Here is a 22,819-nt window from a genome sequence, read left to right on the forward strand (position 1 = left end):
CTTTTAAAGGGATGTATAATTGAACCAGACATATCATACTAGGAGGCATAAATATGCTGACTCTTGAAAATCATGTTTCAAACGATCAGACGCTGGCATTGAACCATTACCTGTTCCATGGCATCCAGCTATTTAAATTCAACCAGCAGGAATTGAACCGTTACATAAAAGATAAATGCGCCGCCAATCCCCTTATCCTGATCGACGAGGAGAAGATGCCGCTCGAGACCTTGGCGTACCATCACGACGTAAGTGGCCCAGATATTCTCGCTGAGATGCTTCTCGATTTTAAGTGCACCCTCCCGCATGGCGACTTCGGGATCATCCGTACACTGATATACTCCTTGGATTCAAATGGATTTTTGGAAGCGGATCCACCCAACATCGCAGAGATGGAAGGTGTTCCGCTGGGCCAGGTGCATGTAAATCTCGAAAGATTAAAGACGTACGACATGCTTGGTGTCGGTTGCAGTGACGCGATGGACTATCTACGCTTTCAGCTTATAAATGACGGGAGCTATGATGAAGCACTGTTCCAATTGTTTTCGAGTCATCTGACATCGATTGCCCATGATGATTTCAGCTTTTTGGCGGACAGCACTGTCTCAAAGGATAAATTCCTTGATTACGTAGACCACATTAAAACACTCGGCCTGTCACCGTTGTCCTCTCGTGATGACGCAGCAATCGAGCCGGATGCCTTCATCATCCTTGGAGCAGATGATGACATCCATATCGAAATTCCTGATCATCTGGTGGGCAGCATCACATTCGAGCCGCTTACATTGTCTGCTGAGGATCCTGAATTCGACAAATTGATGGATGGATTCCAGAGGGAATATGAAGAGCTCGTCTCGATCATGAATGCCAGAAGCCGATATATGCATGAAGTCTTGAGCGTAATCGTCTTTATGCAAAAAGAGTATTTGTCGGGCAGGAGCAGTTATCTTGAGACCCTTGACCAGACCATCATTTCGGATAACACTAGCCTGAGTCCAGCTACAGTAAGCCGACTCCTCGTCAATAAGTACATCTCCACCCCGCTTGGCGTCATGCCGCTTAAGGCTCTGCTGTCGAAAGAAGCCGTGTCCGGTGCTTCCCGGAGCAAAGTGATCAATATGATCCGGCAGATTGAGGGCTTCCCTGGAATGCCGGATGCCCGCATATCCAAAATTCTCGAGCAGCGCAATATCTATATTTCCCGACGCACCGTCAATAAATACAAAAATGAGATACTATCTGGTCTGAAAGAGGCGTAGGACGCCTCTTTTTTAATCCAATTTTTCCATATATGCCTTCAATTGCGCCGTCTCATCGTCAGTCAGTCCGAGCCGTGGCTTCCTGGAAGGCCCACCATTCAAACCTTTCAAGTCCATCGCTTTTTTGACGATTTGGACGAATTTCCCGGAATTCTCGAGGAACTCGCACAGCGGCAACAGATCTTTGTTTATCTCTTTCGCCGCCTCATAGTCACCCGCTTCGACATGTTCAAGCATCTTGGCCGCACTGTTTGGTGCAATGTTCCCGGCCACAGACACCCATCCCGTGGCGCCGTGCAGGAATGATTCCAATGCCAGATCATCAGAGCCGCAGAAGATATTGAAATTCGTATTTCTGGCGATATCTCTAAGCTTTCTTATATCTCCACTCGATTCCTTGATGTGCGTCACGTTGTCGAGTGTCTGATCGATCTTATAGATTGTTTCAAGATCGATATCTATGCCTGATGTGAATGGATTGTTGTACAGCATGACTGGAGTCGATACGTGGTCGTTGACATCCTTGAACTGGTGGTAGATTTCATTTGATGTCGGACCACCATAGTATGAGTTGATCACAAGCAGCCCGTCCGCACCATGCTTCTCTGCATGTTCTGCGTATTTCAGCATCTTATCCGTACGTTCATCGGAGACGCCTACAAGCAGCTGGGTATCTGTATCTTTAACCATTTCGCTGACCAATTCAACAATCTTCGCCTTTTCATCATCATCCAGCGAGACGAACTCCCCGGTGCTGCCGACAATGACCAATCCGGATACTTTCTGTTCCAGATAATAGGAAACGTTCTCCTTCAATCCTTCGTAGTTCACTGAATAATCTTCGTGCATCGGTGTGATGAGTACTGGGAAAACGCCTTTAAGTTGTTTGTTCATTGTTATTCTCCTCCATTATTTTAGTATCTTCTTTTTTCAATATGAATTTCCCTGTATAGCCGTAGATCAGTGTAATGATCATGACGAGGAATCCGTACCAGAAGAACGGCAAGTATACGAGAGTCGAGACGCCGAGCGTCGTCGCCATGAACACACCGCCATCGGACCATGGGACCATCGGCGTCGTTATGGTGCCCCCGGCCTCCGTATTCCTGGACAGCAGCGAGCGGTCAAGGTTGAGCCGGTCGTAGTTCTCCTCCGTTATCTTCGTGCCGGTCAGGAGCGACACGTATGCCGCACCGCCGAAGAAGACGCCGAAGAACGCGGCCATCATCGTCGTTAAAGTGACATTACCCGTGTTGGTCGCCCAATTGGCCAGAATGTTGCCGATCACTTCAAGCGCGCCGATCGACTGCAACAGTCCACCGACCCCGAGTGCCAGTATGATCAGTAGAATCACTTCCAGCATGAAAGTGACGCCGCCACGGTTAAGCAGGTTGTCGATGAACGGGATGCCTGTCTCCAGCGAACTGCCGCTGTAGAGCGTCTGTATAGCCTCGATGAATTCATACCCCTGGAACCATGTCGCCCACAAGCTGCCGAGCAGTGCGCCGAACATGATGACCGGCACCGAAGGCATCTTCAATATCAATAGCGCGATGACGACGAATGCAGGGATCAGCATCACCCATGAGATATTGAAAGTCTGTGACAGTCCCGCCATTGTCTCTTTGGCGACCGTCAGGTCACCACTGCCACGGGACAATATCGCCCCGACCACCCAGTACAGCAATGCTGAGATGATAAATGCCGGCACCGACACGTACAGCATCGATTTGATGTGGCGGAACAGATCAACCTTCGATAAGGATGCGGTCATAACTGTAGTGTCGGATAGTGGTGACATCTTGTCGCCGACGTAGCACCCTGAGATGACAGCGCCTGCCACCAGGTAGAGGGGCAATCCGAAGCTCTCGCCGATGCCCATCATCGCGATGCCGGCCGTGCCCGCGGCACCAAAAGACGTGCCGGTCGATAAGGCTGTAATCGTACAGATGATCATCGCCGCCATCAGGAAAATACTCGGACTGATGATGTTCAGGCCGTAGTAGATCAATGTCGGCACGACGCCCCCGGCAATCCATGAGCCGATCAGTGCACCGACTGCGATAAGGATCAGTATGGCCCCCATCCCTTCATGTATGCCCTGGAGCAGCCCACGCTCCATATGCAGGTAGGAATTTCCGAGATAGATGCCGACACCCATGATCATGAACCAGATGGTGAGCAGGGCAAGCTGTATCGGCAGTTCCAGTACGAGGATGAACGAAAACATGATGATGACGAACATCACAAGTATAAAAGCCAATATTTTGCCGCTTGGAAGTTTCCTTTCCCTTGTCCCCTTTGTCATATTAAAACCCCTTTGAATTATTTGATGATGAAGCCGCGCGTGTATATATCCGTTTCATCAATATAGAATTGTGAATTCGCTATGAAAAAGTATGGATGATGATACATGCCTTCATCCACTTCCACCACTGCGCCGTTAAAAGCTGTGACTACCGTGTCAGGACGGACGCTGTGGAGCAGGGAGATCACTTCATGGACCGGATGCGCCACGATATCACCACCTGCATCAAAGACCAGATGACGCCCTCGATTGATGTACACGGTATAGTCATGCTGGCCTTCACTGCCGAGTGTTTCTTTGATTTCAGCGAGATGGTCTATCTCCAATGCGACATCCGTTTCAAGCAGCGCGATTGTTTTATCACCCGACCGGAAGGATTTGCCCGCTTCAGCGACCTCGGCAAGAGGGGTGGATGCAAGTTCCCGGGATTTCAAATTGAATGTGCGTCCATCGCAGATGACGCTGTACGTTTCCCGCTCAGGCAGCCGTCCGCGGTCGACCAGAGTGCTGACCAGCGTCTTCAATAAAACTTGCTGGTTATGAACGCCAGCGAAACTGTCGATGTAAGTGTGGAGCGCCCCACCTTCCATATGATAGCCCATCAAATTGACATATTTGCTGCCACGGGGTTCCCGGGCCATCAGCTGCCTGACATCGAACCCTTCCGGACCATAATCGAGCTGATCAGTCTGCACGATGCGCATCAGTTGGCCATGGACATGTACGTCATAACTGTCTATCACTTTATTCATCAATCTAAGCCTCCTTATATTTCCGGAATAAGCAGGTACCCTTGGCTGAGCGGGTCATCCGGATCCATATAGAAATCATGCCTAGCCATCAGCCATGCCGAACCCGTTATCCTGACCTTCAGATAACCCACCCCGTCCTGCTCTGCCTCAGACAGTATCTGGGCTGAAAACTTCGACCCCGTTATGCTTTCATGGATGAACGCCTCCCCGACCTCCATGCGCCCTGCCTCGTGCAGCGTCGCCGCCTTGGCGCAGGTGCCGGTGCCGCACGGCGAGCGGTCGATGCCGCCTGGCGGCACGACGACGGCGTTCCTGACCGGATCACCCTCCTCGTAGAGCTCCATATGGGTCAATTTGTTGATGAAGGAGAAGGACGGATGCCTGACTTCGTGCGTATCATTGATGATATCTCTTATGGCCATGGCCTTCATCACGATTTCCTCGGAACGATCCACGTCAAGCGCCACACCGATATCTGAAGCCTTGATGATGCCGTAGAAGTTGCCGCCATACGCCACATCGCAGCGGATATCCGTGTAGCCGCCGGCATCGACATGCACTGTTTTGAGGTGGAATGAATCGGTACTGACGAAACTGACGGATTCGACTTTGCCATCCTTGACGGCGCACGTCGCCTCCACAGTGCCTGCTGGCGTATCAAGGACGATGGTGGTGATGGGTTCCTGCCACTCTACATATCCGAGTTCGACCAATGCTGTGCATGTGCCGATCGTGTCGTGGCCACACATCGGCAGGTAGCCGCCCGTCTCGATGAAGATGACGCTGAAATCTGCTGCATCATCCAGCGGCGGAAGCAGGATTGTCCCGCTCATAACGTCATGTCCCCTCGGTGGGTTGACCAGGAATTTGCGGATATGGTCATGGTTTTCTTTCATATCGAGCATCTTTTCCTGGATGGTCTGTCCTTTCAATTCAGGCATCCCGGCCACAACTGTCCGCGTCGGGTTGCCGCCGGTATGCGTATCGATGGTGACGAATTGTTTGCTGCCCTTCATGTATGTATCCCCCCTTTGAAACGGTTGATGTCAAGCGGTGACAAGTCTTCCTCTAGAGTGCCGTCGAGCATCTCAGCCATCCAATGGCCCGTCACGGCACACAATCCGATGCCGTCTCCTTCATGGCCTGCTGCCACATAGAATCCATCCACATCAGTTTCCGATACGATCGGAAGATGGTCCGGCGTCCAGGGCCTCAACCCCGAATAACTGCGGATCATGGACATGTCTTTCATACTTGGAAAGAAATGTATCGCCCGCTTGGCGATCAGTTTGATGATATTGTGGTCCACCGTATGGTCGTAACCGATGAATTCACGGCTGCTGCCGAGCAGGAAGTTCTGGCTGTCTGTGGCCTCATGGACCAGCGCGATGCCGTAATCATTCATTTCTTTATCCGCCACCCGTTCTTTACCGAACTTGGTCATCAGGTAGCCGAACTCCTGGATTTTCCGCGTGCCCATCAGCTCGGCCCGGCTTGATACAAGTATATGGCCTTTCCTTGGTGTGATCGGGATGTCGATTCCAAGCATCCGCCCGACATGCGGCGCGTATATGCCGGCTGCATTGATGACGCGCTTGGCTGTGAATGTCTTCTCATGCGAGCGGACGGTAAAGGCATCCCCATCCTTCTCGACAGACGTCACTGGTGTATATTCATAAATGTCACAATCTTTCTTTTTTGACTGATGGGCAAATGCATATGTCAGCATATAGGGGTTTAGTGTCGCATCATTCGTGCATTCTATCCCGCCCACAAGATGATCCGAGAAATGTTTGGAATCATTCTTAAGATCTTCACGGTCGAGCTTCCTGAAAAATACTGCCTTATCGTTTACCCCATTGTGCTGGTCGACCCAGCTGTAAGCCTGCTCAAGCTCCGCTTCATTCTCGCACAGGAATATGCTGCCTGGCTGCCTGTATTCAAAAGGCATATCCAGTGCGTCGGGAAGCGCGTGGATCAGTGCCTGGCTTTTTATCGCCATGCGGCTGTCGAAGCCTGGTTCCTTATCGATGAGCAGCACATTGCCATCACATTTTGAAGATGTGCCCGACGCAAGCCCCCTGCTTTCCAGGAGTGCCACTTTGAATCCCTTTTCAGCAGTATGGTAGGCGATGCTTGCGCCGATGATGCCGCCGCCTATTATCAGGACGTCATAATGCGGTCGATTCATAGTCTTGCCTCCCCTCTACTGACTACTAAGAAAAAAGCGTGCCACATTTAAATGACTGTATTTCTTTTGTAATTTAATATAAACTGTAAAGAAACATATAATTTATTAAAATTTCTGATAAAGGATGAATAAAATGTTTGAAAAGCACTTGATTGATGAATTGATCAACTTCCATCATCATTCCTTTACCATCATCAACAAAAATGAGGAAATCATCTATTTCAGCAAGCGCGCAGAAGAAATATTCAATATGCAGTCAAAAGAGATCAAAGGTCTTAAAATTTCCGATGTGTTCCATAAAGACAAACTCGTCATCCTCCAATCGCTGCGCAATAAGCGCATCATAGAAAAGAAGGGCCATCAGGCCACCCCGGAAATATTCGTCGATATCAAATCAGTGCCGCTCATCATAAATGGACAAGTGGAAGGGGCTGTAGTGTCGGAAGTCGACGTAACCGAAGAGGTGCGGCAGAAGGAAGAGATCAAGAAGCTGCAAACCCAAGTGGAGACGCTATCGACCAGCGTCAAAAAGATCCATTCCGAAGATCCGTTTAAAAGCATCGTCTATAAAAGTGCACAAATCGAAGGTGTCAAAAATCAAATACGCCAAGCGGCAAAAACAAAAGCCAACATACTGATCACCGGCGAAACTGGTGTCGGCAAAGAATTGTTCGCCCGGGCTGTACACGACCTTGCATTCAAAGATAAACCGTTCATCCCAATCAACTGTGGGGCGATCCCTTCACATCTATTCGAGTCCGAACTGTTCGGGTACGCAAAAGGGGCCTTTACCGGTGCGAATAAGCAAGGCAATAAAGGCAAGATAGAAGCGGCCAGGGGCGGCACGCTGCTGCTTGACGAAATCGGTGAGATGCCCATCGATATGCAAGTCAAATTCTTGAGGGTCCTGCAGGAGAAGCATTACTTCAAACTCGGCAGCACAGTCGAAGAAGCAGCAGACTTCAGATTGGTTTCCGCAACGAACAGAAAGATTGCCGATCTGCTTGCGGGTGATGATTTCAGGTCAGACTTGCTGTACCGCATCAATGTCATCAATATACATATTCCACCACTCAGAGAGCGTCCCGACGATGTCGAATCCCTATTCTTCTATTATCTGCTACAGATTTCGCAGAAATATGACATTGAGATGCGGTACGCGGATCGTCAACTCGTCAACTTGCTGAAGGAGTACCATTGGCCGGGTAATGTCAGGGAACTCATCAATATCGTCGAACGCCTCGTCATCTTCTCAGGCGGCTCCCACCTCGATCCAGACATTTTCCTCAAGTACTTGGATGAGGTGGATGAAGCGCGTCCGCACACCTATCCGAACCTGGACGGCGATACCGCATTGAAAGGATTCATCGAGCAGGCTGAGTCGGAATATTTAAGTCATATGCTCGACAAGTTCGGCTCCAACATCGAGCAGACCGCAAAAGCCCTGTCCATCAGCCGGCCGACACTCTACTCGAAAATAAAGAAATATAATCTATAGAACCCGTTACTTCGCCAATTTTATAATCCGACTGGCACAACTATTTCTTATTGATATGTATAGAAGCACAGAAACGATAGGAGGATCACAAATGACTGAAGATTTCATCGTCTGCAGATGTGAGAACATCTACATGTCGGAATTACAGAGCATCATCGATGAAGGGGCGACCAACGCGCGGGAGTTGAAGTTGAAATCCCGTGCCGGAATGGGCTTCTGCACCTCCCGGACATGCGGTCCGTTCATCGAAAAGTTGACCGGGGACCATAGTGCGGAACCGACCTTCATCAATCTCAAATCGCAGCCCCCGATACGGACGCTTTCATTTTCAGAACTGATGGAGGGGGGAGCGGAATGACGAGACGGATTACCCACCATGCCATTCTAGGGTCGATCGATGATGACAAGATTCCGTTCAGTTGGAACGGCCAGATATTGTATGGCAGTCGTCGCGACAGCCTGACATCCGCCCTGCTCGCAAATGATGTTCGCATGCTGAGGCGCCATGAAAAGGACGGAAAGCCACGCGGTCTCTACTGCAACATCGGCCACTGTTCCGAATGCCGGGTGACGGTGGACGGCCACTGGAATCAGCGGGCGTGCATGACACCACTTGAAGAAAATATGGCTGTAGAGTCACAAGGCATGCTTCCGCACCTCACAGAGGGAGGGAAACGCGATGTTTGATACGATAATCATCGGCAGCGGCCCTGCCGGATTGAGTGCCGCAAATATATTGAAGGATGAGCAGAACGTCCTCATCATCGACGAGTATTATCATCCAGGCGGCAGGCTGCTCGGCCAGCTCTACGAAGAAAAGCGAGATGTATGGTGGAACGGCCAGGAAATCGCCGATTCGCTCTTTGACGGCGTCAAAGATTCGGTGACCTTCAAACCATCCACGTCCGTCATCAATATAGAAAAGAAAGATCATTTCACCATCCATACGACTAGGGGCACATTCGAATCATATAACGTCATCGTCGCCACAGGGGCCCGTGAGAAATCATTCCCCCTGCCGGGCTGGGATCTGCCGGGTGTCATGACGGTCGGAGCGGCACAAGTCCTGACCAACTTCCAGAGGGTCGCACCGGGCGAGCGAGGGGTGATCATCGGCATGAACCCGCTGTCTCTAGTAATCGCCCTCGAACTCGGCTATGCCGATATAGAGGTCGCTAAAGTCTGCCTGCCGCCAGACAACCCATTAAATGAACAATCCCCGATGGACGCATTTGAAACATTGTTGTCACTGGGTGGACTTGCGCCCTCGAAGTTCATCGCCTCAGCCAGCCGGCTCGGTGCCAAAATTCCTGCATCCCATAGGACTGCGGTCAAATTATTCCCAAAAAGCGGTGTAAATGCCATGGGGTTGCCGATTTCCATACGCGAGAAAGTCACACGCATCAATGGCCAGGAACAAGTCGAATCCGTCACCGTCCATGAGGTCGATTCGAAGGGCCGTATCTTATCGAAAAAAAGCCGGACGATACCGTGCGATTTCGTATGCATTTCCGACGGTCTCGCACCGCTGAGTGAAATTTGTTCCCTAATGAATATGAAGCATGTCTACATTGAATCACTCGGCGGCTACGTCCCTCTCCACGACAGCAGAATGCGTACCGAAATAGAAAATTTGTATGTGGCAGGCAACATTACAGGGATAGAAAATGCGAAAGTCGCCATGCTGCAAGGTGAATTGGCCGCTTCACAAATACTTGGGAACGAGGCAAACAGCCGCACAATCCTTGAAAAGATCAATCATGAGCGCCATTACGCTAAAGTGAAGTTCCATCCTGAACTCACCCGCGGCAAAGAACAGCTGGAGAGCCTGTGGCTTGAATATGTGAAATAAAAAGAGCGGGCAGGCCGATTCAGGCCTGCCCGCTCTTTCAATGATGAGGCTACTCTCTCGCAAAGTACAAGCGATGATCTGATTAAATTAGTATTAATATATCACTTCTACATAATCTAAATTCGCTGTCATATAAACGTTCTCTCCCACTTCTAATCTTGGAGTCAGTTTTCTTGTGTATACTATATTATTGACCTTCATTGTTTCTCCTGGTTCCAACGTCTTCAAGGGGTCGGTTTTAAAAGAAACTGATTCGTATAGTTTGCATTTTTTAATTACTCTTACTTCTTTCGGAACTTCGAAGACATAGCCATCGACCAAGTCATCAGTTAGCTCTTTCACAAGTTTCTTATTAGCTGAAATGATGTACCCTTCCTTAGTTTTAAGCCTCGGTGTACCACGTTGAGATTTGACAGTATCGGCAATTGAAATACGTGTCCCCACTTTCAATCTTTTTGGCGATATATTTTTGAAATCTTCATCAAGATAAGTATTTATATCTTTTACTACAACTATATACTGAGGTAGCACAGTAATATAATTGTCAGCTGGTCTCAAAGATTTTTCGGATCTTTGTTTAAATTCAACTTTAAAATTTTGTCTCTTTTGCTGGTAATCCTCACTCGCGTTTGGAAGCGAGGAGTTTACCAATATCGACTTAAAACCATCGTATTTAATCCGCAAGTTGATTTCTGGATTTCCATCGAATTTTAAATCATTGGTTCGTATATAGATTTTGTTATCCTCTATTTTATATTCTATACCTTGCTGCGTCGATTCATCGGATATTTTTGACATGGACACTTCATTGATATCAACCTGCGGTTCTTTATAGATATGGATTATTTCGTAAAAATCGTTATTAAGATAATGGCTGCCTCCATAAACGGCGAAGCATTCCGACGTAACATCTTTAAGTCCAGAAAACTTAGATGGAAATCTCTGATGAATCACACCATTATCAATATAAAAACTTTTCCGTCCTTCTATAATCAAATGTTCAAGATACTCTTCCAGATTTGTTTTATTAGTGTTAAATAGATGATAAATATTTTTAAATCTATTTATCTCAATATAATCTTCGATATTGAGGCCATTTTCCGAAAAGGTTTGAATAACTTCTTCAAAAATCTTATAATATTTGTCTTTTTCTAAGCTGACGAGAAAAGTTTTAGTGTGGAAGAAACGACGTATAAAATCAACTTCGACAATTCGGGAAAGTATTGAGTTTTTGGCTGATTTAGGTATATCAAGCTTCATTATTTTTCTCAGCAAGGTTAAATTAATTACTGCTTTTTCAAGAATGCTTGTACCTCTGACCAAAGACACATTTTCTGCGTGACGATTGACGTGATATACTGACTCGTCCGTCATGGAAGCATTCCTACACTTCGATATAAGCTCTGTGAAAAACAACTTATCTTCGCCAAACAACATGTGTTCGAATTTTATATCATTATCTATTACTACAGAACGTTTAAAGATTTTCCCGGGCGGGCCTACTGCCCTAAATATTTTATCTATCTCATATGGAACTAATTGGTTCTCATTTTTATAGGATGTGAAAGTAGCCAATTTAGTAATACCTTTGTTAGTATGTTTATAACTTTGACCAAAGCCGATATCCGCCCCATTTTCTTCCATTTGAAACAGAAGTTTAGGAAATCCTTTACTATCCAACCAGTCGTCTGCATCTAAAAGTGCCAAGTATTTTCCTTTAGCTTTCTCAAATCCTATATTTCTCGGATAGGAAGGACTCCCAGAATTTTCTTCTAATGGGATTATTTTTATAAATTCATGCTCCCTAGAATAATTATTCATTATTTCAAGTGATCCATCACTTGATAGGTCATCTACACATATTACTTCTATCATTTCTTTGTCTATATCAAGATTTATTAAAGAATCAAGACATTGATGAAGGTATTTCGCCTTATTATATACTGGAACTACGATACTTATTAGTTTTTCCAAGTCATAACACCCCACATGATATTGTATATACTCAGCAATTATTATTTATTATACCTGAAAAGTTTATTTTCGACACCATCTGTTACCAGTCTCGCGTCCGACATAAAACATTTTTCTTATATCTCTTTTTTAAAAGAAAAAATTTAAAAGAAAAAATCATTATCGATTTACTAGGATAGTAGGGTATCAAAATTTACAAAACTACTCCAGAATTCGCATTCTTATCGGCTATATATAAATTTTATGACATTCCCCTATTTATCTCGATCTTTAACCATCAGTAATTTTTTTTCTGAAATGCGCCCTTCATAGGACTGCCCTTCTCTGATGCCGGTGCCGAAATGGAGTGCAGCCGGAGTGAGTGCATCCATTACCTGAGAAACATTTTCCGTGTTCAATCCACCCCCGGGCATGATCATAGGCAAGCCATTTCTGGTTTTTGCCATCAATTCCTTCAATGTTCCCATATTTTTTACTGAAGGACCTTGTCCACCTGAAGTCAATATGGTCTTGATTTTGGGATGCCGCATGATGACTTCAAGCGCCGCCGGCTGATCGTCCACCGCATCGAACGCCTTATGGAACGTCACATCCAGATCGCCGCTTTCTGCTAGCAGCATTTCCAATGTCCTTTCATCGATTACGCCTGATTCCCTCAGGCATCCGAGGACGATGCCGGCCGCGCCACATTCTTGGACTGTTCTGATGGATGCCCGCATCTCTTCTACATCTTCACTCGTGTAATGGAAGGAGTCGCCGTGGGGCCGGATCATGACATTCACCGGGATATCGGAGTGCGCTACAGCTTCTTGGATCAGTTCCGTGCTTGGCGTCAGGCCATCCTTCTCCATATCTGCACACAATTCTATGCGGTCTGCCCCGAAATCATTCAAATCTTGTACATCCTGCACATTTACCGCGATGCCTTCTATAATCAAATTTTCCACCTCATTATCATCGTTGATATCATCATACCAATAAGAGCGCTTTGTGGCTCCTCAAACCATTCACTTAATGTAGTATGTATAAAAAAACCATCCCGCGGAGGGATGGTTTTGTGTGCGTCTCTACGCTTTTCTCAGTGCCTTCATGACGAATGACACGATCAGGATAAGGATGATTGCACCAAGCAATCCGCCGATGATGCTGACCCCACCAAGTGTTGGGCCGAAGCTCAGTCCGATTGAATTCGCAATCGCGGCACCGACTAATCCTGCAATGATGTTTCCGATGATGCCGAATGGCACATCTTTACCGAGGATGACTCCAGCGAGCCAACCGATGATGCCCCCTACGATTAATGTAATAATCCAACCCATTATCAAAACCTCCAAATATTTTTATATCATAACTGATTACAAATATTAGATACCACTTCGGTGAAATTTCAAACTTATATTTCCTAAAATTTATTTTTGTTATCAGTCAGTAACATTTCTGTTATATATCATATTCTAGAAATATGGCATTTTATAATCACCGGGGCCAGGTCCCTTCTCCATACATTAAAGAAAGGCATACCAAGATGGTATGCCCTGCTGACGATTTCACCCTCACTTATCAAACACGATGTCCACGACCTTCTCGGCTGCCCTGCCGTCATCCCAGCTGCAGAACCGATCATAGAATGCTTCGTACCGTTCTTCATAGTCGGCGACTATCTGATCGATGTTCTCCACCGCTTCAAAAAGTTCATCGTTGTCCTTAAGAAGCGGGCCGGGCAGTTCCGTTTCCATATCAATATAGAAGCCACGCAGCTGATCCTTATATTTCTCCAAATCATAGGTGAAGAAAAGTATCGGCCGCTTCAAATTCGCATAATCGAAGAAGACGGATGAGTAGTCGGTGATGAGCATATCGGAAATGAGATACAGTTCACTGACATCATCATATCCAGAAACATCATACGCGAATCCTTCCAGGCCAGTCAGGTCCATCTTGGACGCGACGACGTAGTGCATCCTGAGCAGTATGATGTACTCATCGCCGAACCGCGCCTTCAGCCGTTCAAGGTCGAGCTGAAGCGTAAACCTGTATTTTCCCACCTTATAATATTCATCGTCCCGCCATGTCGGGGCATAGAGTATGACTTTCTTATCCCTCGGCAGATCGAGCTTCTCCTTGATGCTCCGGATGATGACCGGATTATTGTCGTTGGTCAGCACATCGTTCCGCGGATAGCCGGTTTCAAGCATTGTATTGTTGAACCAGAAGGCCCTTTTGAAGATGGCTGATGAATAGGCGTTCGGGGCAATGAGATAATCCCATTTATCCGTTTCATTGTTGAAGTTCCTCTTATAGCGCACAGCATTGGTCCCCGGCATGTGCACGGCCTCCATGTCGCCTGCCAGACGTTTCAGCGGCGTGCCGTGCCAAGTCTGCAGATATATCTGGCCTTTCCTTTTTATATAGCTGTTCGGCATGCGTACATTGCTCACGATGTGTTTGGCCCGGGCGATATAGTAATAGTATTTCAGTGAAAAGCGCTTCACTGTAGCAGGTCTACCGGGGATTTTCTGATCTTTGTTGATGACCCAGACGAGTTTATGGCCCTTCCTGTTCTTAAGCATATACTCATATATATATTTAGGGCTGTCGGAATAGGCCTTCCCCTGAAAGCTTTCAAACACCACGAGATTATCTATCATATCCATTTTGTTGAATATGCGTTTATAGATTAGTTCTTTACGGCCTTTTTTGGTTCTGATCCCTTTTTGGATATCCCTAAGCAGATGGTGGAAGTTACTCAAGCTCTTAAATATACCGACCTTATTAGTGCGTATCGCCCTAATGTCATTCAACAGAACCCTATCTTTATTCTGCAATGATTCAGGGCTGATCTTATTGATGCTGGCAGCAAGATCATCGAAATATTCATCAATGAATGAGTCATCCTTAAACTTCACGACGAGGTGTTTACGGTAGAAGTTGAGCAGTGTGTTATCTAAAAATCTTTCTGCCTGAGCACTCAGTTCCATTTCTTTAAGACCATTATAGACCATAAACAGGTCAGGCATACGCTGCTCTACCGGCAATTGTCTTAAGGAAGGATGGTTGATTGGATCATTTCTTCTCCTTCTGAAGTAGATTGCTTCACTAACGTAAGGTACTACTGCGATAGACTCCAGTAAGGGCACCATAAATGTAAGGTCTGAAAAAGTCATGACTTCCTCGTTAAATCTAATACCCAATGAATTGATATATTCCTTAGAAACCATAAAGTTCAATGAGGAATGATTTCTTATCAAATTATATTTTCTAGCCCCGAACATTCTCACTTTATTGGTACCGGGCATGATGATGGCAAAACTTGAACCGAAGTCGGTTCTTTTCATTCTCGCTCTGATAATGGGATGTTGTCCTATATTTTCTGACAGTAGCTGCAGCATATTCTCTGAAATATAATCGTCGCTATCCAAGAAATAAATATAATCTCCCCGAGCCATATCAATTCCTATATTACGTGCTCTACCTACTTTAAGATCATGTTTGACCTCTACGAATTTAAAACGCTCATCTTCTGTATATTTTTCTCCAGTTGCCCTTTTAAGGGCATCTATATCTGAATGAAGGATCAGCACCTCATAATCTGTATATGTTTGCTTATGAATCGATTCAAGAGTTTCATTAATATAATTTTCATTATTTTCTGCTGGCGTGATGATTGAAATCATTTTATTTTCTAGCACCTCGACTTTCGTCCTGTTTCATTAACTCATCTACTAAAGTAAACCATTTTTCCCGGTAACTATTAATATCGAATTTTTCATCCATTTTATTTCTTGCTTCCCTACCCATCTGCCTCGTTTTCTCAGGATTTTTAAGCATTGATATCATTCGTTCGGATAATGTGACAATATCTCCCTTTTCAATTAGATAACCGTTTTTTCCATCATCAATCATGTCCGAGGGTCCATAACGGATATCGTAACTGATGACAGGCGTTTCATTGACCATACTTTCCATTACTGAGAGGGAAAAACCTTCAGCTTTAGATGTGACGGCAGAAAGCGCACCAGACTGGTAGACTTTTTCGGGATTTTGAGTATATCCTTTAATGGAAACATTTTCTTTGAGTTCGAGGTCATCGACTAAATGAAGGTAATCCTTCTTTTTATTGCCTCCACCCCAAATCTCAAGTTGAGCTTTTGGTAAAACTTCCACAACATTTTTGAATGCTCTGATTATATGATCAATATTTTTAATACTTGAAAATCTAGAAATGATCACTACTTTCATCATGTCACGCTTCAAGGAAAGCCGCCTGCCTCGAAGGACATTTTTAGCCTCTCTGATGGTTGCACTAATTAATGTTTTTATTGTTTTTTCACCATGACGTGCTTCATAGTAATTTGGAATGACATGAATCTTTTCTTCATGGCCAAAACGTTTGGCAATATCCATCTTCTGCTTCTCAGTCAACACGACAAGTGCATCCACTTTATCTATATTTTTTATAGCAGATCTGTTCCGGATATTCAGTTCCGATTCAGGATCATCAGGATTTTTGAGATGATTCGAGTGAGGACGGATGACACGCTTCGTTTCAGTATTCCCTAACCGTATAAGTAATTCATCGGTAGAACGCGTATCTGAGATCAGAACTGGTGGAATTTTCGTTTCCTCTACCACCTCTTTCAACCACTCTGTCTTATGTTGATTAGTATCACCGTCAGTCTCAGATAAGATCATATGATTTTTCGCAAGGCTTATGACATCTACCCTCTCCTCTGTTTCAGGGTTCCACCACATAATCAAAAAGCTGTTACCATCTTTATCCAAGAAGACATCTTTCTTCATTTTATTCTCTTCGAGGCTGTAATACTTTACCCGGGTCATATCTCCATAATAGTTATAATGTTCCCTGTGTGTACGATTGCCTTCGCTGTTGAAATAATCTATAAAATCGAGTGTGTCATCGCTCCTCAAAGAAATGTATTTCTCATACTTGCCTTCTCTATATAGACGATATGCATTACGGGAGTTGCGTTTGGAGACTCTAAACTCTTTTTCATAGTCGGATATATTCACCTTTATACCATCTGTTTTTATTTTTTCATCTTGATAGCCCGCCCGTTCATCAAACAAGCTACGTATACGCACATTCCTACTCACTTTATTTTTCTCTTTTAACTTACGGACTATTTCCGGAAAACGAGGTTCGTACCTGAAAGTCAATATATCTGTGTCGTATCCCGCATCCGCAAAAGTGCTCGCCTGCCTTAAGGAAGCATGGGTCAACCCCCCTCGATTGAGATCTACAGAGTTAAGTAAAAAAATAATTTTAGGTTTCATCTTTATCATTCCTATTCTAGTCCATGATAAATGTATCTACGATGCTTAATCTATTATACATTATTCGTGCCCATGCCTTCCACCGTTTAGCGGCGTGTGCCATGGGTATTAGTCTACTGACTGGGGCATCACTGCCCAAATGATCAGGAACGGGGGGAATTACAGATGGCGATTATAGAATCTTTTTCGAATGAGCGGGATCTGCTCGGACGCATAGAACACCTGAAACTAAAGGGTGTCGATGAGGCACGCATGACGGTCATCACCAAGGATGATCCCGGTGAGCGGGCATTTGATCACCTCGGCGTCAAACAGCGGAGTACGGAGGTGGACACGTGGGACCGTATCGTTTCATGGTTTGCGGATGAAGACCCGGAGACCCAGGCGATGAACAGCCTCCGCTTGAGTGAAGCCCAGCAGGCAGAATACCGGCAGGCACTGATGGACGGCAAGCTGCTCCTCCATATAGATGAGCCGGATCCCGTCAAGGGCGGTTTCTTCCATGATGCGGACAAAGCCGATTACATCGATCCATCAGACAGTGAATACAGCTATTGGACAAGCAATGGAAATGACAAACGTAAAAGGGAGGCGCGCTTCGCCAAAGATCGACAGGCAGAAGCACGCACTACTTCTCCAGATCACGATGAGGAGACCATTGAGCTGCGAGAAGAACGTGTGGATATTAACAAGGAAACGGTCCAAACAGGCGAAGTCGAGGTCAATAAGTCTACGAACATACGGATGGAGGAGTTCGATGTACCCGTCAATCGCGAGGAGGTCACGGTCGAACGCATTCCAGTGGAGGGCAGCCCATTAGCTGAGACCTATGAAGTGGCGAAAGAAGCTGGCGTCGAACGCATCCCCATCACCGAAGAACGCGTTCGGGTCATCAAGGAGCGTGTCGTGACTGAAGAGATCGTCATCCGCAAACAGACTGTCGAAGATGTGGCACACATCCGGGAACCCGCGCGCTACGAAGAGGCTGATGTTACCAAAAACCTTCCAAAAACCGATGGGGACTACAGAAGATAGAAAAAAACCCAGGCTTTTAGGCCTGGGTTTTCAGTTATCATTTTGATATCGTCCTGTTGTTTTTGATGGCTACGTGGAAATCCTCGAAGCATTGGAAGTGACTAGGATTCATATTGCGAAACGTATGGTTGCGGACTGCACCTTTTTCATTTAGAACCCTTAAGAATAATGCTCCGGATTCGTATTTGGATTCAGCCAAACCATCCATCACTTCGTGGTCCAGTTCCTGGATTTCAGTAAAATGGAAATGACTGATCTCCCAATCGGCTTCTCCTTTTCCTTCCTTTAAGATGGAACGATGAACCACCATTATTTCATCCTCAAGCAGGAAGTAGAGCCCGGTACGTGTCAAATTGATCAGACAGGTGCCCAGGCAATGGGCGTCCTTCTTCTGGTATGAACCAAAGACCGGCTCATGTTCCAGGAAATTGTTGGCTTCAGTGATGAAATCCAGTTCCTTTCCTTCCAATTCATATGAAGCACCGACGACTTCTGTCATGGATTTTGGCAATTCTATATCATTAAAATATTCATTGACAAGATTATAATGGATCATGTTGCGGTTCCTACCTCTCTTATTTCATATCAGAAATATACCATGTTTAGACATATTTTAAAATGTATTAATAGTTCCGCTGCCAACTAGTTCATGCGACTGGCTTGGCGTATCATCTGCAGACGCTGGAATTGCTCGAGGTGGGCAGGGTTCAAGTTACGCAATGTATAGTTGCGGATCTGGCGCTTTTCATTAGTCACTTTCATGAACAGCACGCCTGACTCCTTGTCCGCCAGATCATCACGGTCGAGCTTTTCCATATCGAGCGTCTGTATATCATCAAATGAGTAGCTTACCATCTGCCACTCGGCGATGCTGCCGAACTGCTTTAGGAGCGGCGTATGTATGGCGGTTATCCCATCATCCAGTAACGCATAGATGCCTACTTTGGACATATTGATGACACAGCTGCCAAAACAATGGGCAGTCAGGTCCCATTCCAGACGGCGATCTGTAGGGGTCGCGAGAAAAGAGAGTACACTGTCGATGAAGCAGCCTTCCTCCCCAGGGAGCTTGTTTTCAAGAGCCATCAGTTCATTGATGTTCCTGCAGTCGATCTGCTCTTCCAAAAAAGCATTTACAACATGATACCGGATCATATCAATTCCCCCCTTGGTTTTGTAGTGAGACGGGTGCAGTTCAGTGTACTGCTCATGATGGGTAGGCATTTCACTTTGATTATACAACATATTAAAGTAATTATATATCATCCTCATGTAAATTTATAGTAAGAGCATAAGCCCACAAAAAAGAGCGATCCTTGATCAGGACCGCTCTTTTTAATCATTTAACTTATGATGGCATTATTGACCACTTTTTCAGGTTTCGCACCGAGTATCATCAGGAATATTTCCGGGGAATCGATATGGCGGTTTTGCTTCAGTATATCGAGGAACAGTTCGAATCCTTCGACGCGCCTGAGCTTCTCCACTTCTTCAGCCAATATATCAAGCACAGAGGACTTGATGAATTTCGGTGTTGGCTCATGTGCCTCCCCTGTCATCATATCGGCCAGATACTTGTATTTGACCTGCAGCTGACGGGCAAAGCTCGTGACGTGTTCAAGCCTATGGTATAGGATCGGATGATTTTCGCTTAAGTGCGCCAGGTCTCTTTCGATCTCACGTATTGTTTTTCTGCTCGCGTACATTATCGGTTCACCTCATCCCATGGTTTGTCGACACTGATCTTCGTCGTCAGTTCCTTGCTGTGTATGCGACGGTCCTTGCGCATGGCCGTCCGCTTCTTGTTGGACTCGTACAAGTACTTCTCCTCGTCCGTCTCCGGTATGATGCCAGGTACCGGAATGGGCCGTTTCGTCTCCTCATCGAGTGCCACGAATGTCAGAAAAGCTGTTGCTGCGACGTTGCGTTCTTCTGTCACCAGATCTTCCGTGATCACTTTACAGAAGATTTCCATGCTGCGGTTGCCGGTCGATGACACGAATGCTTCTATGCATACCGATTCAGATTGCGTGATCGGGCGCAGAAAGTCGATTGAGTCGATGGATGCCGTCACGCATTCCCTTACCCGCGCGTGGCGCCTTGCGGCAAGTGAGGCGACGTTGTCGATGCGCTTCATCAGCACGCCGCCGAACAGTGTATCGTAGTTGTTCAAGTCATTCGCAAATACCTGATCGATGCTGATGACTTTGCTGTCTTTCGGATTTTTATATTCAACCATTTAAGAAATCACCTTTCGTCTTACTGATGATTCCATTGTAGAACCTGAAAACCCTTTCTGAACAATAGTTTTATTAAATGTCGCATATAGCCTAAAACGATGAAAGCGGTCCCTTTAATCAGGCAAACGTCTCCTGGAAGTGCTTCAGCCACTCTTTTGTGATGAAGTTCATGTAGCGGTCCCGGTTCCAGATGATGCCAAGGCGCCAACGCATGACAGGTTCTGTTATCTCGACCGCCACCGACGGCGCGCCTAGCAGCTGCGCCACGCTCTGAGGTAATATGCACACCCCAAGCTCCGACTGGATCATCTCTTCGATGAAATGCCATTGTGAAGTCTTTGCGATCACCTTCGGGGTAAAGCCTGCATTTTTGCATGCCGAAGTTATGATTTCATTCAGATAGAAGTCTTCGTTGAACATGATGAAATCCGAATCTTTGAGTGAGTCAAGCCCGACGTTGCTACACTCAGCCAATGGATGGTTCGGATGGACGACCAGGCACAATGTTTCAGACAGGAAAGTGAAGGCATCAAAATCAGCACCTTCAGTCGGCAGTACGGTAATGCCGATGTCGATATCATATTGCCTGAGGCGCTGTTCGATTGTGCCACTGCCGCTTTCAATCAGCTGGTAGGTGATCTTCGGATATTTGTCGTGGAACGTCTTCATGATCGCCATCAACGGGCTGACATCCATGATCGGCGGCAGGCCGATACGGATGTGCCCGTGCTGTACACCGACCATGTTTTTCAGGTCATATGCCAGTGCTTCATGCATGCGGAGTATCTCTTCAGACTGGTCATAGAACATCTGGCCGGCATCCGTCAGTTCAAACTGCTTGCGGTTCCGATTGAACAGCCGCACACCGAGTTCCGCTTCAACATCATTGATCGCCTTGCTGATCGTCGGCTGGGATATGTAGAGTTGATGTGCTGCCTCAGTCATGCTGCCATGCTTGACGATGGCCGTGAAATAGCGCATATGCTTGATGTCCATGGATTTTTCCTCCCCTAGGGTTTCATTGGCACAATTATACAGCGGTTTCGTTCAAATGTGAAAGACAAATAGCCAGATACATAAAAAAGCCTACCGCAACAGCGGCAGACTTCAACGCATTCTATGACATTTGTTTGAATGCTTCCGGTTCGTCAAAAGTGACATAAGTGCCGGCAAGCAGATCATGGATCGACCGCTTGTCCTTACGCACACTGACCATAATGGCTGACGCAATGGCTGCGAGACCGAACGTCACGCTGTAGATGAAGAACCCGAGCACTTCGCGTATGATCATCGGCAACAGCCCGGCTTTTGAACCGTCCACTTTGACGACCCGTATATTCAGCACGCGTTTAGCGATTGTGTACCCGTAGAAATAGACAGGCAGCAGAATGAAATACGCTAACCCTGCGATGCTTTCACCCGTCTGGGCACTCGCGCTTGATGTATCGACTTGGAAAACAAATAGGATTGTGCCGACCACCATGCCGACAAGCAGCGCGTCAAGCACCCGTGCCCCGAGCCGCACCCAAAATCCTGCTGGATTGGACATTTTTTCACCTCAAAATATTTTTCTTTCCCTATTGTAGCACTGCCCGGTAATGTAATGCATGTCTGACTGTGCATTCTCCTGATTTTCGCCACATTAAATAAGGTTGAATGGTCAGTAGCCCCCCACCGGTGGGTTAACGTGCCACCGTCGCATGTGTTAAAATACTCTATATGTATATGGAGCTGCCGGGCAGCATCTGCCTTTATAAGAATGGAGGAAACGTATGGCTGAGAAAAACAATCGACAAAATCATGAAGGCAGCAGGTCCGCCCTACTCCTTGGCTGCCTCGGACTCATTGGAGTGGCAATCATCCTCTCAGGCATCGCCTATCTGATCGCCACGCTGATACTCGGTGAACCCCCTGAACCAAAAGATGTCGACGAGATAAAAGATGAAGTCAGTTTCATGCTGGAGACGGTCCGCCCGTCCCTCAGCGGCAAGCTCGCCACCGCGCGCACGACTATAGGCATGTAAGCGGACAACACCCCTCTATATCCATTATAGTGGAAAGAGATAGATATAGATAAAGGGAGGCGTGATGAAATGGCAGTCATACTGCAGGTTGATTTCGAAATGGACGGCCCTTTCGGCGAAGATATGGCCGAAGGGTTCAGAGATCTTGCCGAGAGCATCAATGAGGAACCTGGGTTCCTCTGGAAGATCTGGACGGAGAACGCAAAAGAGAAGGAAGCTGGCGGCATCTACCTCTTCGACACGCAAGAGGCGGCAGAGGCCTATCTGAAGATGCATACCGAACGGCTCCGTTCATTCGGCATCGACTCGGTCAACGGCAAAATCTTCAATGTCAATGAACCGCTCACTACCATCAACGGCGGACCGCTTGCACCATAAAAAAAGAAGACCA

General features: G+C 46.4%; 24 protein-coding genes. 8 read left to right on the forward strand and 16 right to left on the reverse strand.

Annotated features, from left to right (window positions below; genetic code table 11):
• The first annotated feature begins 53 nt into the window (after window positions 1-53).
• Window positions 54-1,259: an RNA polymerase factor sigma-54 gene (locus ABD734_RS10005; RefSeq protein ID WP_344703896.1), complete on the forward strand. Its 1,206-nt coding sequence runs from the start codon at window positions 54-56 to the stop codon at window positions 1,257-1,259.
• A gap of 12 nt (window positions 1,260-1,271) precedes the next feature.
• Here ABD734_RS10005 and dapA read toward each other — a convergent pair whose 3' ends face one another.
• The 5 genes from dapA to ABD734_RS10030 are packed head-to-tail and all read right to left on the reverse strand — an operon-like array spanning window position 1,272 to window position 6,510.
• Entirely contained in the window at window positions 1,272-2,153 is an 882-nt protein-coding gene (dapA, locus tag ABD734_RS10010) for a 4-hydroxy-tetrahydrodipicolinate synthase (RefSeq protein WP_344703898.1), read from the reverse strand.
• Window positions 2,137-3,567 carry a Na+/H+ antiporter NhaC gene (gene nhaC, locus ABD734_RS10015; RefSeq protein ID WP_344703900.1) on the reverse strand — a complete coding sequence of 477 codons (1,431 nt, stop codon included), beginning with the start codon at window positions 3,565-3,567 and terminating at the stop codon, window positions 2,137-2,139. Before nhaC ends, dapA begins: the two co-directional genes overlap by 17 nt.
• A 17-nt stretch (window positions 3,568-3,584) precedes the next feature.
• The gene (locus ABD734_RS10020) at window positions 3,585-4,319 is read right to left on the reverse strand and encodes a hypothetical protein (protein ID WP_344703902.1); all 735 of its coding nucleotides are present in this window, start codon (window positions 4,317-4,319) and stop codon (window positions 3,585-3,587) included.
• A 14-nt stretch (window positions 4,320-4,333) separates the two neighbouring features.
• Window positions 4,334-5,335, reverse strand: coding sequence for a proline racemase family protein (locus ABD734_RS10025; RefSeq protein WP_344703904.1), 1,002 nt, complete (start codon window positions 5,333-5,335; stop codon window positions 4,334-4,336).
• A complete protein-coding gene (locus ABD734_RS10030) occupies window positions 5,332-6,510 on the reverse strand; it encodes an NAD(P)/FAD-dependent oxidoreductase (protein ID WP_344703906.1) in 1,179 nt (392 codons plus the stop codon). Before ABD734_RS10030 ends, ABD734_RS10025 begins: the two co-directional genes overlap by 4 nt.
• A gap of 133 nt (window positions 6,511-6,643) precedes the next feature.
• On the opposite strand from ABD734_RS10030, the gene ABD734_RS10035 reads away from it, so the two are divergent.
• From ABD734_RS10035 to ABD734_RS10050, 4 genes are all read left to right on the forward strand, one after another.
• The gene (locus tag ABD734_RS10035) at window positions 6,644-8,008 is read left to right on the forward strand and encodes a sigma-54 interaction domain-containing protein (protein ID WP_344703908.1); all 1,365 of its coding nucleotides are present in this window, start codon (window positions 6,644-6,646) and stop codon (window positions 8,006-8,008) included.
• 91 nt (window positions 8,009-8,099) lie between these two features.
• A complete protein-coding gene (locus tag ABD734_RS10040) occupies window positions 8,100-8,366 on the forward strand; it encodes a (2Fe-2S)-binding protein (RefSeq protein WP_344703909.1) in 267 nt (88 codons plus the stop codon).
• The gene (locus ABD734_RS10045) at window positions 8,363-8,695 is read left to right on the forward strand and encodes a (2Fe-2S)-binding protein (protein ID WP_344703910.1); all 333 of its coding nucleotides are present in this window, start codon (window positions 8,363-8,365) and stop codon (window positions 8,693-8,695) included. Before ABD734_RS10040 ends, ABD734_RS10045 begins: the two co-directional genes overlap by 4 nt.
• Window positions 8,688-9,860 (forward strand): NAD(P)/FAD-dependent oxidoreductase, encoded by a 1,173-nt coding sequence (locus ABD734_RS10050; RefSeq protein ID WP_344703912.1) that lies wholly within the window; start codon window positions 8,688-8,690, stop codon window positions 9,858-9,860. The genes ABD734_RS10045 and ABD734_RS10050 overlap by 8 nt, the downstream gene beginning before the upstream one ends.
• 93 nt (window positions 9,861-9,953) lie before the next feature.
• Here the strand turns inward: ABD734_RS10050 and ABD734_RS10055 are convergent, their stop codons facing one another.
• From ABD734_RS10055 to ABD734_RS10075, 5 genes are all read right to left on the reverse strand, one after another.
• Window positions 9,954-11,834: a glycosyltransferase gene (locus tag ABD734_RS10055; protein WP_344703914.1), complete on the reverse strand. Its 1,881-nt coding sequence runs from the start codon at window positions 11,832-11,834 to the stop codon at window positions 9,954-9,956.
• A 254-nt stretch (window positions 11,835-12,088) separates the two neighbouring features.
• Window positions 12,089-12,781, reverse strand: coding sequence for a copper homeostasis protein CutC (locus ABD734_RS10060; protein WP_344703916.1), 693 nt, complete (start codon window positions 12,779-12,781; stop codon window positions 12,089-12,091).
• A gap of 120 nt (window positions 12,782-12,901) precedes the next feature.
• Window positions 12,902-13,153: a GlsB/YeaQ/YmgE family stress response membrane protein gene (locus ABD734_RS10065; RefSeq protein WP_344703918.1), complete on the reverse strand. Its 252-nt coding sequence runs from the start codon at window positions 13,151-13,153 to the stop codon at window positions 12,902-12,904.
• 234 nt (window positions 13,154-13,387) lie between these two features.
• Window positions 13,388-15,523, reverse strand: a complete 2,136-nt coding sequence (locus ABD734_RS10070) for a bifunctional glycosyltransferase/CDP-glycerol:glycerophosphate glycerophosphotransferase (protein ID WP_344703920.1) — start codon at window positions 15,521-15,523, stop codon at window positions 13,388-13,390.
• The gene (locus ABD734_RS10075; RefSeq protein WP_344703922.1) at window positions 15,510-17,129 is read right to left on the reverse strand and encodes a glycosyltransferase; all 1,620 of its coding nucleotides are present in this window, start codon (window positions 17,127-17,129) and stop codon (window positions 15,510-15,512) included. Before ABD734_RS10075 ends, ABD734_RS10070 begins: the two co-directional genes overlap by 14 nt.
• Before the next feature lie 165 nt (window positions 17,130-17,294).
• On the opposite strand from ABD734_RS10075, the gene ABD734_RS10080 reads away from it, so the two are divergent.
• The gene (locus tag ABD734_RS10080) at window positions 17,295-18,164 is read left to right on the forward strand and encodes a YsnF/AvaK domain-containing protein (protein WP_344703924.1); all 870 of its coding nucleotides are present in this window, start codon (window positions 17,295-17,297) and stop codon (window positions 18,162-18,164) included.
• Window positions 18,165-18,201: 37 nt separating this feature from the next.
• Here ABD734_RS10080 and ABD734_RS10085 read toward each other — a convergent pair whose 3' ends face one another.
• From ABD734_RS10085 to ABD734_RS10110, 6 genes are all read right to left on the reverse strand, one after another.
• On the reverse strand, window positions 18,202-18,720 hold the full coding sequence (locus ABD734_RS10085; RefSeq protein WP_344703926.1) for a hypothetical protein: 519 nt from the start codon (window positions 18,718-18,720) through the stop codon (window positions 18,202-18,204).
• An 86-nt stretch (window positions 18,721-18,806) separates the two neighbouring features.
• Window positions 18,807-19,319, reverse strand: a complete 513-nt coding sequence (locus tag ABD734_RS10090; RefSeq protein WP_344703928.1) for a hypothetical protein — start codon at window positions 19,317-19,319, stop codon at window positions 18,807-18,809.
• A gap of 188 nt (window positions 19,320-19,507) precedes the next feature.
• Window positions 19,508-19,870, reverse strand: a complete 363-nt coding sequence (locus ABD734_RS10095) for a hypothetical protein (RefSeq protein WP_344703930.1) — start codon at window positions 19,868-19,870, stop codon at window positions 19,508-19,510.
• Window positions 19,870-20,403: an acyl-CoA thioesterase gene (locus tag ABD734_RS10100; protein ID WP_344703932.1), complete on the reverse strand. Its 534-nt coding sequence runs from the start codon at window positions 20,401-20,403 to the stop codon at window positions 19,870-19,872. The genes ABD734_RS10095 and ABD734_RS10100 overlap by 1 nt, the downstream gene beginning before the upstream one ends.
• A 118-nt stretch (window positions 20,404-20,521) precedes the next feature.
• Window positions 20,522-21,400, reverse strand: coding sequence for a LysR family transcriptional regulator (locus ABD734_RS10105; protein ID WP_344703934.1), 879 nt, complete (start codon window positions 21,398-21,400; stop codon window positions 20,522-20,524).
• A gap of 121 nt (window positions 21,401-21,521) precedes the next feature.
• Complete coding sequence (locus ABD734_RS10110; RefSeq protein ID WP_344703936.1) at window positions 21,522-21,953, reverse strand: RDD family protein; 432 nt, start codon at window positions 21,951-21,953, stop codon at window positions 21,522-21,524.
• Between the two features lie 223 nt (window positions 21,954-22,176).
• Here ABD734_RS10110 and ABD734_RS10115 point away from each other — a divergent pair, with 223 nt between their 5' ends.
• Together ABD734_RS10115 and ABD734_RS10120 are read left to right on the forward strand one after the other, a co-directional pair.
• Window positions 22,177-22,428 (forward strand): hypothetical protein, encoded by a 252-nt coding sequence (locus ABD734_RS10115; RefSeq protein WP_344703938.1) that lies wholly within the window; start codon window positions 22,177-22,179, stop codon window positions 22,426-22,428.
• A 69-nt stretch (window positions 22,429-22,497) separates the two neighbouring features.
• Complete coding sequence (locus ABD734_RS10120) at window positions 22,498-22,806, forward strand: monooxygenase (protein WP_344703940.1); 309 nt, start codon at window positions 22,498-22,500, stop codon at window positions 22,804-22,806.
• Window positions 22,807-22,819 lie beyond the last annotated feature (13 nt).

This window comes from Salinicoccus jeotgali, from assembly GCF_039538805.1.
GTDB lineage: Bacteria > Bacillota > Bacilli > Staphylococcales > Salinicoccaceae > Salinicoccus > Salinicoccus jeotgali.